This window comes from Paenibacillus sp. MAHUQ-63, from assembly GCF_028765165.1.
Taxonomy (GTDB): Bacteria; Bacillota; Bacilli; order Paenibacillales; family NBRC-103111; genus Paenibacillus_E.
Genome location: NZ_JARADB010000004.1, coordinates 360,432 through 375,553 on the forward strand (window position 1 = coordinate 360,432; position 15,122 = coordinate 375,553).

The 15,122-nt window shown below is 49.7% G+C and carries 15 protein-coding genes; all 15 read left to right on the top strand.

Going from position 1 to position 15,122, the window contains the following annotated elements; all coding sequences use genetic code 11:
- Positions 1 to 76: 76 nt before the first annotated feature.
- The 15 genes from PUT07_RS24935 to PUT07_RS25005 all read left to right on the top strand — a co-directional run bounded on the left by PUT07_RS24935 (position 77) and on the right by PUT07_RS25005 (position 15,097).
- Positions 77 to 811: a ClpP family protease gene (locus PUT07_RS24935; protein ID WP_274471391.1), complete on the top strand. Its 735-nt coding sequence runs from the start codon at positions 77 to 79 to the stop codon at positions 809 to 811.
- The gene (locus tag PUT07_RS24940; RefSeq protein ID WP_274471393.1) at positions 808 to 1,047 is read left to right on the top strand and encodes a YlzJ-like family protein; all 240 of its coding nucleotides are present in this window, start codon (positions 808 to 810) and stop codon (positions 1,045 to 1,047) included. The genes PUT07_RS24935 and PUT07_RS24940 overlap by 4 nt, the downstream gene beginning before the upstream one ends.
- 64 nt (positions 1,048 to 1,111) lie before the next feature.
- Entirely contained in the window at positions 1,112 to 3,673 is a 2,562-nt protein-coding gene (locus tag PUT07_RS24945) for an FtsK/SpoIIIE family DNA translocase (protein WP_274471395.1), read from the top strand.
- 130 nt (positions 3,674 to 3,803) lie between these two features.
- Complete coding sequence (sleB, locus tag PUT07_RS24950; protein ID WP_274471396.1) at positions 3,804 to 4,598, top strand: spore cortex-lytic enzyme; 795 nt, start codon at positions 3,804 to 3,806, stop codon at positions 4,596 to 4,598.
- Positions 4,599 to 4,700: 102 nt separating this feature from the next.
- On the top strand, positions 4,701 to 5,981 hold the full coding sequence (gene yfmF, locus PUT07_RS24955) for an EF-P 5-aminopentanol modification-associated protein YfmF (RefSeq protein WP_274471397.1): 1,281 nt from the start codon (positions 4,701 to 4,703) through the stop codon (positions 5,979 to 5,981).
- Between the two features lie 3 nt (positions 5,982 to 5,984).
- The gene (gene yfmH / locus PUT07_RS24960) at positions 5,985 to 7,274 is read left to right on the top strand and encodes an EF-P 5-aminopentanol modification-associated protein YfmH (RefSeq protein ID WP_274471398.1); all 1,290 of its coding nucleotides are present in this window, start codon (positions 5,985 to 5,987) and stop codon (positions 7,272 to 7,274) included.
- On the top strand, positions 7,271 to 8,026 hold the full coding sequence (gene ymfI / locus PUT07_RS24965) for an elongation factor P 5-aminopentanone reductase (RefSeq protein WP_274471400.1): 756 nt from the start codon (positions 7,271 to 7,273) through the stop codon (positions 8,024 to 8,026). Before yfmH ends, ymfI begins: the two co-directional genes overlap by 4 nt.
- 95 nt (positions 8,027 to 8,121) lie before the next feature.
- Positions 8,122 to 8,373: a DUF3243 domain-containing protein gene (locus PUT07_RS24970; RefSeq protein ID WP_274471401.1), complete on the top strand. Its 252-nt coding sequence runs from the start codon at positions 8,122 to 8,124 to the stop codon at positions 8,371 to 8,373.
- A 188-nt stretch (positions 8,374 to 8,561) separates the two neighbouring features.
- The gene (locus tag PUT07_RS24975; RefSeq protein WP_274471403.1) at positions 8,562 to 9,317 is read left to right on the top strand and encodes a hypothetical protein; all 756 of its coding nucleotides are present in this window, start codon (positions 8,562 to 8,564) and stop codon (positions 9,315 to 9,317) included.
- A gap of 123 nt (positions 9,318 to 9,440) precedes the next feature.
- Entirely contained in the window at positions 9,441 to 10,184 is a 744-nt protein-coding gene (locus PUT07_RS24980; RefSeq protein ID WP_379240634.1) for a DUF3388 domain-containing protein, read from the top strand.
- 47 nt (positions 10,185 to 10,231) lie between these two features.
- Entirely contained in the window at positions 10,232 to 11,125 is an 894-nt protein-coding gene (locus tag PUT07_RS24985) for a helix-turn-helix domain-containing protein (protein WP_274471405.1), read from the top strand.
- A 141-nt stretch (positions 11,126 to 11,266) separates the two neighbouring features.
- Positions 11,267 to 11,758 carry a YajQ family cyclic di-GMP-binding protein gene (locus PUT07_RS24990; RefSeq protein WP_274471406.1) on the top strand — a complete coding sequence of 164 codons (492 nt, stop codon included), beginning with the start codon at positions 11,267 to 11,269 and terminating at the stop codon, positions 11,756 to 11,758.
- A gap of 126 nt (positions 11,759 to 11,884) precedes the next feature.
- A complete protein-coding gene (gene rimO / locus PUT07_RS24995) occupies positions 11,885 to 13,216 on the top strand; it encodes a 30S ribosomal protein S12 methylthiotransferase RimO (protein ID WP_274471407.1) in 1,332 nt (443 codons plus the stop codon).
- Entirely contained in the window at positions 13,213 to 13,800 is a 588-nt protein-coding gene (gene pgsA, locus PUT07_RS25000) for a CDP-diacylglycerol--glycerol-3-phosphate 3-phosphatidyltransferase (RefSeq protein WP_171685931.1), read from the top strand. Before rimO ends, pgsA begins: the two co-directional genes overlap by 4 nt.
- Before the next feature lie 40 nt (positions 13,801 to 13,840).
- Positions 13,841 to 15,097, top strand: coding sequence for a competence/damage-inducible protein A (locus PUT07_RS25005; protein WP_274471411.1), 1,257 nt, complete (start codon positions 13,841 to 13,843; stop codon positions 15,095 to 15,097).
- Positions 15,098 to 15,122 lie beyond the last annotated feature (25 nt).

A 15,122-nucleotide genomic window follows, 5' to 3' on the forward strand; every position in this document is an offset into this window, starting at 1 on the left:
CAAGCTTATTCATACTATGGGAGATAATGCACCATGATGGCAAGGTCATTTCGCCAAATTCGAAGGGGGACTCTTAATGGCATCATCTAATGATCCGAAGCAGCAGGAACCGGGATCCGAGGAAATCAAGAAAAATCCAGTACTGGAGAACATTCAGCAGCTGGGTCAGACGAATACGATTTCGGGCGAATCCAACATTTTTTGTCTCACCATAATCGGGCAAGTGGAAGGGCACATCGTCCTCCCCCCGCAGAATAAAACAACCAAATACGAGCATCTGATTCCGCAATTGGTTGCGGCTGAACAAAATCCGAAGATCGAAGGGGTCATGATCATTCTCAATACCGTAGGCGGTGATGTGGAAGCCGGGCTGGCGATTGCAGAAATGGTGTCAACGCTTTCGAAGCCTTCCATTGCACTTGTTCTGGGCGGCGGTCACAGCATCGGCGTGCCGATCGCCGTGTCGGCCGACTATTCCATTATTGCGGAAACGGCCACGATGACGATTCATCCGATCCGGTTGAACGGGTTAATTATCGGCGTGCCGCAAACATTCGAATATTTGGATAAAATGCAGGAACGCGTCGTTCGGTTTGTGACGAAGCATTCCAATGTTACCGAAGAGAAGTTTAAGGAATTGATGTTCAAAACGGGAGAGTTGACCCGGGATATCGGCACAACGGTTATTGGCGAGGATGCCGTTAAATACGGTTTGATTGATCAGGTCGGCGGCATAGGCGACGCCATCAGGGAGCTGAACAAGCGGATTGAAGCCAAGAAAGCGACGGCGGGCGGTGGCATTGTCCAATGATCCATTATTCGGTCGTCCCGATGGATGTGATATTTGAAGGGGCAGAGGCGTTCCGGCCTCAGTTTATCGATGTCGATCAAGGCGGCGTCAAGCTGCAAATCGAACCGCTCAGCGGCTTTCAAGGACGAATTGTCAGACTGTACAGCTGTAATCCTCAAGATTTTTTGAAAGAGCAATATGCCCCAGGCACTATTATTTCGTATAGTCCTGCTCCGGAAGGGACTTCAATCACATAAAGCGCCGCTGCTGTATCATCCCTCTAGCCAAATATGGTATAATGTGGACTCGGGGGTGACAGGCGTGGCGAAACGCAAGAAAAAAGGCAAAGCTCTAAAAACAAGCTTACTATTTGAGTTATACGGCATACTGATTTTGATTTTCTCGGTCATTGCGCTTGCCCATCAGGGGCATGTCGGGAATTCGCTCATTTACCTCTTTCGGTTTTTCGTAGGAACGTGGTACTCGCTAATACCGCTCATATTCATATATGTGGCCTTATATGCCATGATCAAACGGGCTTGGCCGCAGATGGTGACCCCCAAGAAAGTCGGTATTCTGCTGTTCATTCTTGGACTATTGATCAAGAATCAGATTGATTTGTTCGCTCAGCTTTATCCGGATGGCGGCTTCAGCTCCGGCAAAATCATTTCCTCTACATGGAATGCCATGCTGGACGGATTGAAGCCTACGGATGCCGGCAAAGCCGCTTTGGAATACGGGATCGGCGGAGGCATGATCGGTGCCGTACTCTACAGCATCTTATACTTTCTGTTCGACTATCTGGGCGCTAGACTCATTCAATATGCGCTGTTTGTTATCGGTTTCATCCTGGCCACAGGAATTTCCTACGTCGACATCGGCAATGTGATCCGCGGCCGATTCAGCAACGTCGGACAAAATTTCAAGGACAGGATGCAGGAATGGCTGCAGGACCGGGATGCCCGCCAGCCTCAACCTGCCACAGCGGGGGCCAGCGAGAAGAAGGTGAGGAAGCCGGCCTACGTGCCTGTCGACGATGAATTCGACGAGGAAGTGTTCCAGCCGGTCAAGAAGGCGAAGAAGTCGCCCTTGTTCATGGAACTGCTGCGTCCGATCAAAGAGGGGCGCAAGAAACGTGAGACTGCTCCAGTCGATGAGCAGGACGATGACTTTCAACATGCAACGGATGACGAAGCTGCGGAACAAGTCGTTTATAAGTCTGGCACCGTACAAGCTGCAGACGATCTTGCGGGCGACGAAGGTGAGCTTCCCGTAACGCCGATCATTCGCGATTTCCAAGAGCAGGTGTTCCAGGAAGCGCAGCAAACGGTCAAGCCTGCTGCCGCCCCACCGCTCAGCGCGGTTCCCAAACCGCAGTCCGGAGGATCCGCAAGCGCGGAAGGGGACGATGAACCGGTTACGCTCGAATTCCAAGAGAATGTGCCCGTTGTCCAGACACGGCCCTACGAAATGCCGTCGCTTGAACTGCTGGCTAAGCCGGCAGTCGGCAAAGGCAGCGAAATGTCCGACTACAAAGCCAATGCCAGGAAGCTGGAAGCAACGCTGGAGAGCTTCGGCGTCCGGGCGAAGGTGCTTGAAGTCGTCCGCGGACCGGCAGTTACTCGCTATGAGATACAGCCGGATGTCGGCGTGAAGGTGAGCCGGATCGTCTCCTTGACGGACGATATTGCCTTGGCGCTGGCTGCCAAGGATATCCGGATGGAAGCCCCGATACCGGGGAAATCGGCCATCGGGATTGAAGTCCCGAACCTGGAGGTTTCGGTCGTTACGATGCGGGAAGTGATGGAAACGTCCGCCTTCCAGGAATCCGCCTCGCGGCTCTCCGTGGTGTTAGGGCGCGATATTTCCGGACAGCCGATTGTCGGCAACCTGGCGAGAATGCCCCATTTGCTCGTAGCAGGAGCAACGGGTTCAGGGAAATCCGTCTGTATCAACGGGATTATTACAAGCATTCTATACAAAGCGAAGCCGAACGAAGTGAAATTTCTGATGATCGACCCCAAAATGGTCGAGCTCAATGTGTATAACGGAATTCCGCACCTGCTGGCTCCGGTCGTTACTGACCCGCGCAGAGCATCGCTTGCGCTCAAGAAAGTCGTTGTCGAGATGGAGAAGCGATATGAGCTATTCTCCAAAAGCGGAACACGCAACATCGAGGGTTATAATGCGATGCTGACTGAGAGCGGAACAGCCGCTCCGCTGCCGTACTATGTGGTCATCGTGGACGAGTTGGCCGACTTGATGATGGTCGCCGCGAACGATGTGGAGGACTCGATCTGCCGTTTGGCGCAAATGGCCCGTGCTGCGGGCATTCACTTGATTATTGCGACACAGCGTCCATCCGTTGACGTCATTACAGGGGTCATCAAAGCGAACATCCCTTCGCGTATCGCCTTCGGTGTATCTTCGCAGGTGGACTCTCGGACGATCCTGGATATGGTCGGGGCGGAGAAATTGCTGGGCCGGGGCGATATGCTATATTTGCCTGTAGGCGCATCCAAACCTGTACGCGTACAGGGAGCCTTTCTTTCCGATCAAGAGGTCGAGCATGTAGTTACATTCGTTCGGACTCAAGAGCAAGCTAATTACCAAGAGGAATTGGTACCGCAAGTAGAGGATATGCCGGAGCAAAACAACGAGGTTGAGGACGAGCTCTACGACCAGGCGGTCCAGATCGTGCTGGAAGCGAAACAAGCGTCCGTCTCCCTGCTCCAAAGGCGCATGCGAGTCGGCTACACACGTGCGGCCAGACTTGTGGATGCAATGGAAGCCAAAGGCGTCGTCGGCCCTTATGAGGGAAGTAAGCCTCGTGAGGTGTTAATGTCGATTGAGCAGTACCATCATAACCGAATCTCCTCATAATTCTCGATGTCGAGCACACTCTCCGGAAGGAGAGTGTTTTTTGTTTGCATAAACGATGTCTCCCTTTCTCATAATAAGCAAAGAAAAGCAAGAAAAGGCTCTTATTTGAAAAGTGAGGTTGAGAAGGGGAATGAATAAACGGTTAATCGTGTTAACTTTTTGTATTGTTTTCGTTCTTGTTGTCGCTTTCCAGTTAAAAGGGAAATTTAATCCTCCGGCACAAGAGACGTTCAGCAAGAATGAAATCCGTTATGGTGCAACGGGCTCGGACGTGAATGAGCTGCAGGGCCGATTGAAGTTCATAGGCTTCTACGGCGGTAATATTGATGGCGACTTTGGCTATAAGACATTAACAGCCGTGAAACGTTTTCAAGGTGAGTTCGGAATGATTGTGGATGGCATCGTGGGCCCTAAGACGAAGTTGAAGCTGTGGGAAGCGACGAAAAATTGGAAGCCGACTGCACCTGCGACAGGCGGAGGGGGAAGCGGCACCGGCACCGGCACTGGCACCGAGAATACGACTTCAACCGATAAGCCGGCAAATTTAATTCCTTCCAACAATCTGGGGCTGTCGGAGCAAGATATTAATTTGATGGCTAATGCCGTACATGGCGAGGCTCGGGGTGAACCGTATGTGGGACAAGTGGCCGTGGCCGCCGTCATTTTGAACCGAGTGAAATCGGCGAGCTTTCCGAATACCGTGTCTGGCGTTATTTTTCAACCGGGCGCTTTCACAGCCGTAGCCGACGGTCAAATTTGGCTCACGCCGAACGAGTCGACGAAGAAAGCGGTTCGAGATGCTTTGAGCGGATGGGATCCGACAGGCGGATGCATTTACTATTTCAATCCGGCAACCGCAACGTCCAAATGGATTTGGAGCCGGCCTCAAGTGAAAACAATCGGTAAACACATCTTTTGTAAATAAATGATTAAAAGGACAAGGAGAAGGAACCGCCTTTGGTTGCTTCTCCTCTTCGTATAGGAATATAATGGATGTAGATTCCGATCTCAGAAGGGAGACTGACCTTTGAAGCATATACAATTTGAGCGCACTACGTTGAACCACATTCGTTTGCATGTGCTGCCGACAGACCGGTTCAAAACGTTTGCTATTTCCGTGTACATAGGCCGGCCCTTAGACGAAGAAACGGTCACGAATACGGCGTTGACCCCGTTCGTATTAAGAAGAGGAACCGAATCGCGGCCGGAAACCAAGCAATTTCGCGAATATTTGGACGATTTATACGGCGCTGGATTCGGGTTCGATATTTATAAAAGAGGCGACTACCAGATCGTACAGATGCGGATGGATATTATTAACGACCGGTTCGTGAAATCGGCGGAATCCCTGCTGAAACAAGGGCTTGAGTTTGTAGGGGAGACGCTGACGCGCCCGGCGCTGGAGGAGAATCGTTTCCGCAGCAAATATGTGGACTCCGAGAAACAGACGCTTCAGAAGCGGATTGAATCGGTGATCAATGATAAAATCCGTTACGCGGCTGAGCGCTGTATCGAAGAAATGTGCAGCGGTGATCCGTACCGGCTCCATCCGTTAGGCAAAATTGCGGATTTGGACCGTATTAATCCCGAACAGCTGTACGAACAATATAAGGAATGGCTGCAAACGTCTCCGTTGGATATTTATGTCGTAGGGAATACGACGCTTGCTGAGGTTGAGGGCATTGTCCGGACTGCATTCAATATCGATAGAAAGCAGGACGTCGGTTATGTAACTTCCGCACCGCGGGGGACTTCCGGCGAAGTGAAGACGGTTGTCGAGCGTCTGGATGTCAACCAGGGCAAGCTGAATATGGGTCTGCGCACGAACATATCGTATCGTGATGAGCTTTATCCGGTTGCTTTGATGTACAATGGTGTTCTTGGCGGTTACCCGCATTCCAAACTATTCATCAATGTCCGTGAGAAAGCTAGCTTGGCTTACTATGCTTCATCCCGTTTCGACGGACACAAAGGGATTCTGACGATTCAATCCGGGATTGAGATGGCGAATTATGAGAAAGCGGTTGATATTATCCGCAAGCAGCTAACGGCGATGGAGCAGGGAGACATCAACGACATCGAACTGAGCCAAACCCGGGCGATGATTGCCAATCAATTGAGAGAAATACAGGATTCCGCGTTCGAACTGATTTCTTTTGATTTCAATGCGATCTTATCGGGGAAAGAACGTACGGTAACCGGCTTGATCGAGTCCGTGGAACAAATCGATGTTGCGGCGATTGCCGACGCAGCCAAGAAAGTTCAGCTGGATACGATTTACTTTTTGCGGGATCAGAAAGGAGAGTAGGCCATGAAAGTTGTTCCATATCCACACCTGGGTGAAACGATTTATCACGAAGTGCTTGAGAATGGGCTTCATGTGTTTGTTCTCCCCAAAGAAGGGTTTCAGAAAACGTACGCAACGTTCACGACGAAATATGGCTCGATCGACAATGATTTCCAAGTTGAGGGCAAGGAAGCCGTGCAGGTGCCGGACGGCATCGCACATTTCCTGGAGCATAAAATGTTTGAGGAGCCGGAAGGCGATATATTCGCTACATTCGCATCAAACGGAGCTTCGGCTAACGCATTCACAAGCTTTGACCGGACCGCGTATTTGTTCTCCTCTACTGACAATTATTTAACGAATTTAACGACGCTAATTAATTTCGTGCAAAACCCATACTTTACCGACGAGAACGTCGAGAAAGAGAAGGGCATTATCGGTCAGGAGATCAAGATGTATGAGGACAATGCCGACTGGCGCAGCTATTACGGATTGATCGAATCCTTATACGCCAAGCATCCTATTCATATCGATATCGCCGGAACGGTAGCATCGATTTCCGAGATAACCAAAGAAACTTTGTATGAGTGCTATAACACGTTTTACCATCCGAGCAATATGAGCCTGTTCGTCGTGGGAGGCGTAGATCCGGAAGAAGTCATTAAGCTTGTCAGGGATAACCAAGCGGCCAAAACATTCCCGCCGCAGGGCGAAATCAAGCGCTTCTTCCCGGAAGAGCCGGCAGAAGTGAACGAGGCTCGCAGAGTGACGATGCTGCCGGTTTCGATGCCCAAATGTTTAATCGGTTTAAAGGAGGCGGCGCCTTCCGTACAAGGCAAGGAGCTGCTGGTCCGCGAATTGACGACGAAAGTGATGCTGGACGTTCTATTCAGCTCAAGCTCGGATATTTATCAATCGTTATATGATGAACAACTAATTACGGATAACTTCGGACATGAGTATAACTGCAGCGATGGGTACGCCTTCTCCATTCTCGGCGGCGATACGAAGCATCCCGATCAGCTGGTCGCCCGCATCCGGGAGGAAGTGGAGAAGCGGAAGAGTACGGGGCTGGACGAAGTGACGTTTGAGCGCAGCCGGAAGAAGAAAATCGGCAATTTCCTGCGAATGATGAATTCACCGGAATCCATTGCGAACGAGTTTACGAAATACCGGTTCAAAGGAATCGATCTGTTCGATATATTACCGGTCTATGAGCAAATTACCCTAGATGATGTGAATCGCCGGTTCCGGGAGCATTTCGATTGGAGTAAGCTTGCGGTATCTATTGTCCAAAGCCGTGAGAAGTCGTGACCTTCACGAAGCCGTTTAACGAACAAACCGTCCTCATCACGGGAGCAAGCCGCGGCATTGGAGCAGCCATTGCCGAGCGGTTTGCCGCGGTAGGCATGCAAGTCGTCATCCACTACCGCGACTCCCACGAGGCGGCGAATGAAGTGGCGAGAGCTTGTATGAAGCATGGCGCCAAAGTATTGACGGTATCAGCTGATGTGAAGTCGCGTGAACAGATTATGGCGATGAAAGAGAAGCTAGAGCAGAAGGATATGATCCCCGATATCGTTGTGAATAACGCCGGTATTGCCCATTATGGTTTGCTCTCCGATGTTAGCGAGGAAGAGTGGGATGCGGTGATGAACGTGAATCTTAAGGGAGCTTTCCTCTGTTCGCAAACGTTCATGAAGGCTATGATCTCCCAAAAGTACGGACGTATCATTAATGTTTCTTCCATATGGGGCATCTCGGGCGCTTCCTGCGAAGTCGTTTACTCCACAGCCAAGGGCGGCCTGAATGCTTTCACCAAAGCGCTGGCTAAGGAGTTGGCCCCCTCGGGAGTGACGGTGAACGCCGTTGCACCGGGAGCGGTCGAAACTGAAATGATGTCCGGCTTCGAGACGGAAGAGCGTGATGCGATTGCCAGCGAAATTCCGGTCGGCCGCTTCGCCATGCCGCATGAAGTTGCTTCGCTCGTCTATTTCTTGGCTCTTCCGGAATCAGGATACATAACGGGTCAGATTATTAGTCCCAACGGCGGTTGGCTGACTTAGGACGATTGTAAGAACTCCGCGCATATTTTTGAGCTGAGAAGCGAATATTACTTATGTAATGACCATCTCTCATAACTCAAAGGAGGCTTCTTACAATGGCTACAGTACTTAAGGTATTTGATAAGTGGAAAGAATTCCTGGCAGAGCGTGTCAGCCAAGCTGGACAAGCTGGGATGAGCGATGAAATCATCTCGAAGCTCGCTTTTCAAATCGGTGAATTTCTAGCAACTAAAGTGGATCCGGAGAATGAGCAAGAACGTTTGCTCAAAGAGCTATGGGACGCAGGGGATGAGCAAGAAAAACGCACAATCGCCCGCCTCATGGTAAAATTAGTAGACAAAGGGTAATAACCGTTTTACAATTCAATAGGGTACTATGTGAAAGCCTCCTTCTTTCGGAGGCTTTTGCACGCTTTCTAAGGTAGAAAGGAATCGAAGTCATGGTAATCAAACGTTCTTTGCTTCTTGTTTTGCTCTTATCGATTTTTATAACAGGTTGTGGTAGTCGGGGAATTCCTGTCATTAAGCAGGAGTTAATGGATAAGAAATTGTCTGTCTTGATGCTTTCAAGCGCCAGCTTGTCGGATACGGCGAAGCAATCCGTCGGGAATGCCCTTCAGAGATGGAGAAACGTCAATTTCATCGCCTATGATTGGTTCAAAGATTTGAATGCGATTGATGACGCTGTGCTTGCCAAATTGAAAGCGAGTTCTTACGATTACATTTATGTCATTGGCAACGATTTATTTCCTTCCGCCAATGCCGTGATTCAGCAAGGGCTCACTACGGGTAAATGGACACTAGTACAAAGCAAGCTTGACCCGGCTGGAACCGCTAATGGTGCCATCGATCAAGCGGCATTCCTGCAAATTGACGCAGGGCAGATTGAGGGCTTGAAAACCAAATGGATTCAAGATTTGTTAGCGCAAAATGTGACCGTCGAATGGGTGACGCGCAGCGACCGTCCGATCCCGTCGGAATGGGCGCCATCCGAGGAGTCCGACCATATCGTTCTCCTCGATAACAATGAGCAATGGTTCCAGCAGTTATCGTTCCAGACTAGACAGCATTCCGCCAGCTGGATCATTTTCTATTCGCCTGCAACGGAAGCGCAGCTGCAAAGAGCGAAAACATTGGGCGTCTCGGTAATCGATGTTTCCAACGCGCTGTCGGCAGATTTGAATTGGGACCAGATTCTGGAGAACCGTTTGGCGGTAATGGTCAACCATTCCTGGCAAAAAGGTTCTTTAAGTTATAATGCTCAAGAATTGACGACCTTGAAAATGAATTAATTTTCATGTGCAAGAGCAGGAAAATGACGAAATTTGTAGAAATTTAATATGTATGAATTAAGTAACGATTCGTTTGTTACAGATTGCGATGAGGTGGAAGAATTGGACGTTAAAGAGTGGTACATGGAGTACAAAATTCACAAGAACCGTCCGGGTTTGTTAGGGGACATCGCATCCTTGATGGGGATGCTCGACATTAATATTGTGACCATTAACGGGGTTGAAGACCGCACCCGCGGGATGCTGCTTCAGACCAACGATGAAGAAAAAATTGACTTAATGGGTAAAATGTTAAAAAAAGTAGATAATATTACTATTACTGCTCTCAGACCGCCTAAACTTGTTGATATTTTGGCGGTTCGCCATGGACGGTATATCGAGCGCGATTCCGATGACCGCAAAACGTTCCGCTTCACGCGCGATGAACTGGGGCTGCTGGTTGACTTCCTCGGCGAGATTTTCAAAAGAGAAGGCAATCAAGTGGTAGGTCTTCGCGGCATGCCGCGTGTCGGTAAAACCGAATCGATCATCGCAGGCTCCGTATGCGCGAACAAACGCTGGACGTTCGTCTCGTCCACGTTATTGAGACAAACGGTTCGTAGCCAGCTATCCGAGGACGAGATGACCACGAACAACGTGTATATTATCGACGGTATCGTATCGACGATTCGCTCGAATGAGAAGCATCATGGTCTGCTGCAGGAAATTATGGCGATGCCGTCCACGAAGGTGATTGAGCATCCCGATATATTTATTCGCGAATCCGAATACACATATAATCACTTTGATTATATTATCGAGCTTCGCAACAGTCCGGATGAAGAAATTAATTACGATTCTTTTACGTATACATCCGAACCTTTTTAAGATTTGTAACGTCATTAAATAAATAAGATTCCCGCGGGGAGGTGACCATGATGTCTGATCTTGGATACATTTTACGAAAGGCACGACTGGAAAGAAAGATTTCGCTTGACGATCTGCAGGAAGTGACGAAGATTCGCAAGCGGTATTTGGAAGCGATCGAGGAAGGGAACTACAAGGTGCTTCCCGGCAGCTTTTATGTACGAGCTTTTATCAAAAGCTATGCGGAAGCGGTAGGACTGGATCCAACGGAAGTGCTGAATATGTACCAATCGACGAATCCTTCGCCAGTGGTGGAGAAGCCGGTTGTAGAGACGATTCGCAAGAATCGAACGAGTGTTCGGAATACGGAGAAGATGAGCCGCTGGGCGTCCAGCGTGATGTTTATATGCTTCATTTTGCTCATTTTCGGTATCGTGTATTACTATACATATAAGAATTATAAGGGAACGCCGGCAGAGGAGAAGCCTTCACAAACGCAATCTCCGAGAATCACGGATTCGACGAATCCAGGAGCAGGCACGGCTCCGAATACGACTACGAATGCGTCCAGTGACGGTAAAGTGGTGCCTCTTTCGTCCACGGCGCCAACACCGACACCAACGCCTACACCAACCCCTCCGGCTGTTCAAGTGAAGTTCAGCAGTAACGAGAAGGGTGTAGACAACTATACGATTACCGGATCGGCAAACTTGAATATTCAATTGAAAATCAACGGCTCATGCTGGATTCGAGTCGATTCGCTAAATGAAGGCGGCGGCAAGGAAATGCTTAGACAAAAGCTGTACAAAGCCGGTGACACGGATTCGTTCGATCTGACAACTTCCGCATACTTGAATGTTGGGGCGGCCAGCGCGCTGGAGCTGACAGTGAACGGCACCGTCGTGCCTGTCGGCGATACGCCTAACCCGAAGCGGGTACAGCTGAACCTGCAGAAAAGCTAGCTTTTTGGCAATTCCTGCGCTTTCCCGGGTAATTGAAATATTTCCTCATGAGCATCCTGAGCCGACGGTTCGGGATGTTTCTTTTTACTACACTTCTTGCTATAATGCTAGTGTAATTTCATGGAAAGGGTGTTTGACTCGATGAGTTCAGAAAGCTCGTTTGATATCGTATCCAAGGTGGATATGCAAGAATTGAACAATGCCATTCAGCAGGCGGAGAAAGAAATTCAGACCCGCTTTGATTTTAAAGGCAGTAAGAGTTCCATCAAGCTGGAGAAAGATCAGTTGGTCGTAACGTCCGATGACGAATTTAAGCTTCAGAATGTGCTCGATATTTTGCATGCCAAAATGACCAAACGCGGAATTTCAATCAAAAATCTCGACTACAGCAAGGTTGAACCAGCTGCCGGATCGACCGTCAGACAGAAAATCAGCATGAAACAAGGCGTTGATCAGGAAAATTCGAAGAAGATCAATACCCTCATCCGGGATTCCAAGCTGAAAGTGAAAACACAGGTACAAGGCGATCAAATCCGTGTCACAGGAAAGAGCCGGGACGATTTGCAAGCCGTTATCGCACTGCTGCGCAAAGCCGATATCCCTCTCGATCTGCAATTCGTTAACCTGAAATAGTCATACATAAGAGGTTCATTGATGAGAAACCCCCTAGATTTAGGGGGCTTTTAATTTTGACACCCTATATGGCTTGTATTATACTTGTAAAGAGTGTTTTTAGGACTATTGGAGGTTGTTTTTCACATGACAGAAAAGGTTAAGGTGGTAACCCTCGGATGCGAAAAGAATATGGTCGACTCCGAGATTATGGCAGGGCTTATACATGGACGAGGCTTCCAGCTTGTTGAGAACAAGGAAGAAGCTACGGTTATTATCGTGAACACTTGCGGGTTCATCGATGCAGCGAAAGAAGAATCCGTGAATACAATTTTGGATATGGCCGAATTGAAAGAAACAGCGAATCTTAAAGCGCTTATCGTATCGGGGTGTTTGACACAGCGCTATAAGAAGCAGCTGCTAGACGAAATGCCGGAGATTGACGGTATTGTGGGAACGGGGGATTTTGATAAAATCAACGAGATCGTAGACGAGGCGCTTCGGGGCAAAAGACCTTTCCTCGTTGGGAATCCGGTCTTTAATTATGATGCGGACCTGCCTAGACTCGTTACTACGCCGCGCTATACAGCCTATGTGAAGATCGCCGAAGGCTGTGACAACGCCTGCACCTTCTGCTCCATCCCGATTATGCGCGGAAGCTTCAAAAGCAGAAGCATGGAGTCGATCGTTGCCGAGGTCGCTAACCTGGCCTCCCAAGGCGTCAAAGAAGTTAGCTTGATCGCACAAGATTCTACGAATTACGGTACGGATCTGTATGATCGTTTCATGCTGCCTACTTTGTTGAATAAAGTGAGCGAAGTGGAAGGCATCGAATGGGTACGTCTGCATTATGCCTATCCTGGCTTCTTCAGCGATGAATTAATCGAAGTCATGGCTACTAACCCTAAGGTTTGCAAATATATCGATATGCCGCTGCAGCACAGCGAGGATTCGATTCTGAAGCGGATGCGCCGTCCTGGCCGCCAGAAGGATACGCGTGAATTGGTGCGTAAGATTCGCGAAGCGATTCCGGATGTTGCTCTGCGTACGTCGCTCATCGTCGGTTTCCCGGGAGAAACGGAGCAAGACTTTGAGAATTTGAAAGAGTTTGTGCGTGAAGTGCAATTTGACCGTCTCGGTGTGTTCACCTATTCCAAAGAGGATGATACGCCAGCGGCGCGCTTGCCTGATCAAGTTCCGGACGATGTGAAGGAATATCGTGCGAACACGATTATGGAAATTCAACGCCAAATTTCGAATCTCCGCGGAGGTCGCCGCATCGGTCAAGAGATCGACGTGTTGATCGAGAAGTATGACGGCAGAAGCGACGTGTATGTTGGCCGCTCGCAATTCGATGCTCCGGAGATCGACGGAGAAGTATTCGTATCCAACGGCCATCAGCTGAAAATCGGTGAACTCGCCAAAGTTCGCATTACCCACTCTTATGAGTTTGACTTATCCGGGGAGGTTATTGCATGAACCTGGCCAACCGCATCACCGTGGCGAGGATATTACTAGTACCGATCATCATGTTTTTTCTCTTGATTAAGGTCAAATTTCCTCATATACGGATAGAGGAGTTTAGCATTACGTATAATCAAATTATTGCTGCTTTAATTTTCATTATTGCAGCGAGCACGGACAGCTTGGACGGTTACATCGCCCGCAAACGCAATCTTGTCACCAACTTGGGCAAGCTGCTTGACCCTTTGGCGGATAAGCTGCTTGTTACGGCTGTGCTCGTATCGCTCGTGGAAATGGATAAAGTGGATGCTTGGATCGTCATTGTCATCATCAGCAGGGAATGGGCAGTAACAGGACTACGCCAAATCGCGCTTCTGGAAGGGACAGTGATGGCGGCCAGCAAGTGGGGGAAAGCGAAGACGGCGGCTCAGATTACTGCCATCATTGCGCTACTTATCAATAATTTTCCGTTTACGTTTTTGCATATTCCCTTTGATGTCATAGCCAGTTGGGCAGCGGCCATCATAACGGTTTACTCAGGCATTGAGTATTTTGTCAAAAACAAACATGTCATAGACTTTTCAGAAAAGACACAATAGGGCGACCTATTGGTTTTTTTCTATTCAGGAGGCGGCTTGGATGAAAGCAGAAATCATCGCAATTGGAACAGAGCTCTTGTTGGGGCAAATCGTGAATACGAACGCCCAATTCCTGTCCAGGGAATGCGCAGCGATCGGTGTAGACATGTATTTCCAGACCGTTGTCGGAGACAACGAGCAAAGACTGCTGGAAAGCTTCAAATTAGCCGCCTCAAGGGCGGATGTGGTCATCTGTACGGGAGGGCTTGGGCCGACGCAGGACGACCTGACGAAGGATGTCCTAGCGGCGTACGCAGGCCGCCAGCTGCTTATCCACGAGCCGTCGATGAAGGCCATCGCGGAAATGTTCCAGAGCCGCGGCATCCATATGGTCGAAAGCAACAGACGCCAGGCACTGATGATCGAAGGCAGCGACCCGCTGTATAACGAGACGGGGCTGGCCGTCGGGAATGCCTTCACGTTCGAAGGGACGCATTTCATTCTTCTTCCCGGACCGCCCAAAGAAATGAAACCGATGTTCACGAAATATGCGGTACCTTGGCTTCGCGGGGTAATGAGTGAGGAAGTTCCGCTGTATTCCAAAATGCTGAAATTCGCCGGGATCGGCGAATCGAATTTGGAGCATGAATTAATAGACTTAATTCATGCCCAGACGGATCCTACCATCGCACCGTATGCCAAGGAAGGAGAGGTCACGATCCGCTTAACGACGCGGGCTCATACCGCGGATGAAGGGGAGCGGAAGCTGTTCGCGACCGAGCAGGAAATTCGCAGCCGTCTAGGCCAGCATATTTATGCCGATGAAGACGTCCCGATCGAAGCGATCGTGCTACAACTCCTTGGCGAGCAGCAGATGACGCTGGCCGTCGCCGAAAGCTGCACAGGCGGCTTGCTAAGCGATATGCTTACTTCGATACCCGGGAGCTCCCGATCGTTCCTTGGCGGAATCATCGTATACTCCAACGCGCTGAAGCATAAGCTGCTCGGCGTTCCGATGGAAGTGTTGGAAGGCGAAGGGGCGCCCGGCGCGGTCAGCCAAGAGACGGCGGAGCTGCTCGCCGAACATCTGCTGACGGTGACGGGAAGCGATTATGGCCTTTCTGTAACGGGAGTGGCTGGACCCGATCCTTCGGAAGGCAAGCCGGTAGGGCTTGTTTACGTGGGATTCGCTCAGAAGAATAGGGAAACGCAAGTATTCACGCTGCAGCTTTCCGGAAACCGCGAGTCTATCAAGCACAGAGCCGCCAAAAGCGCACTCTATCAACTCTGGAAACGCTTGAAAGAAAGCAAGAACTAGCCTATAATTGAAAGAGTGTTGACGG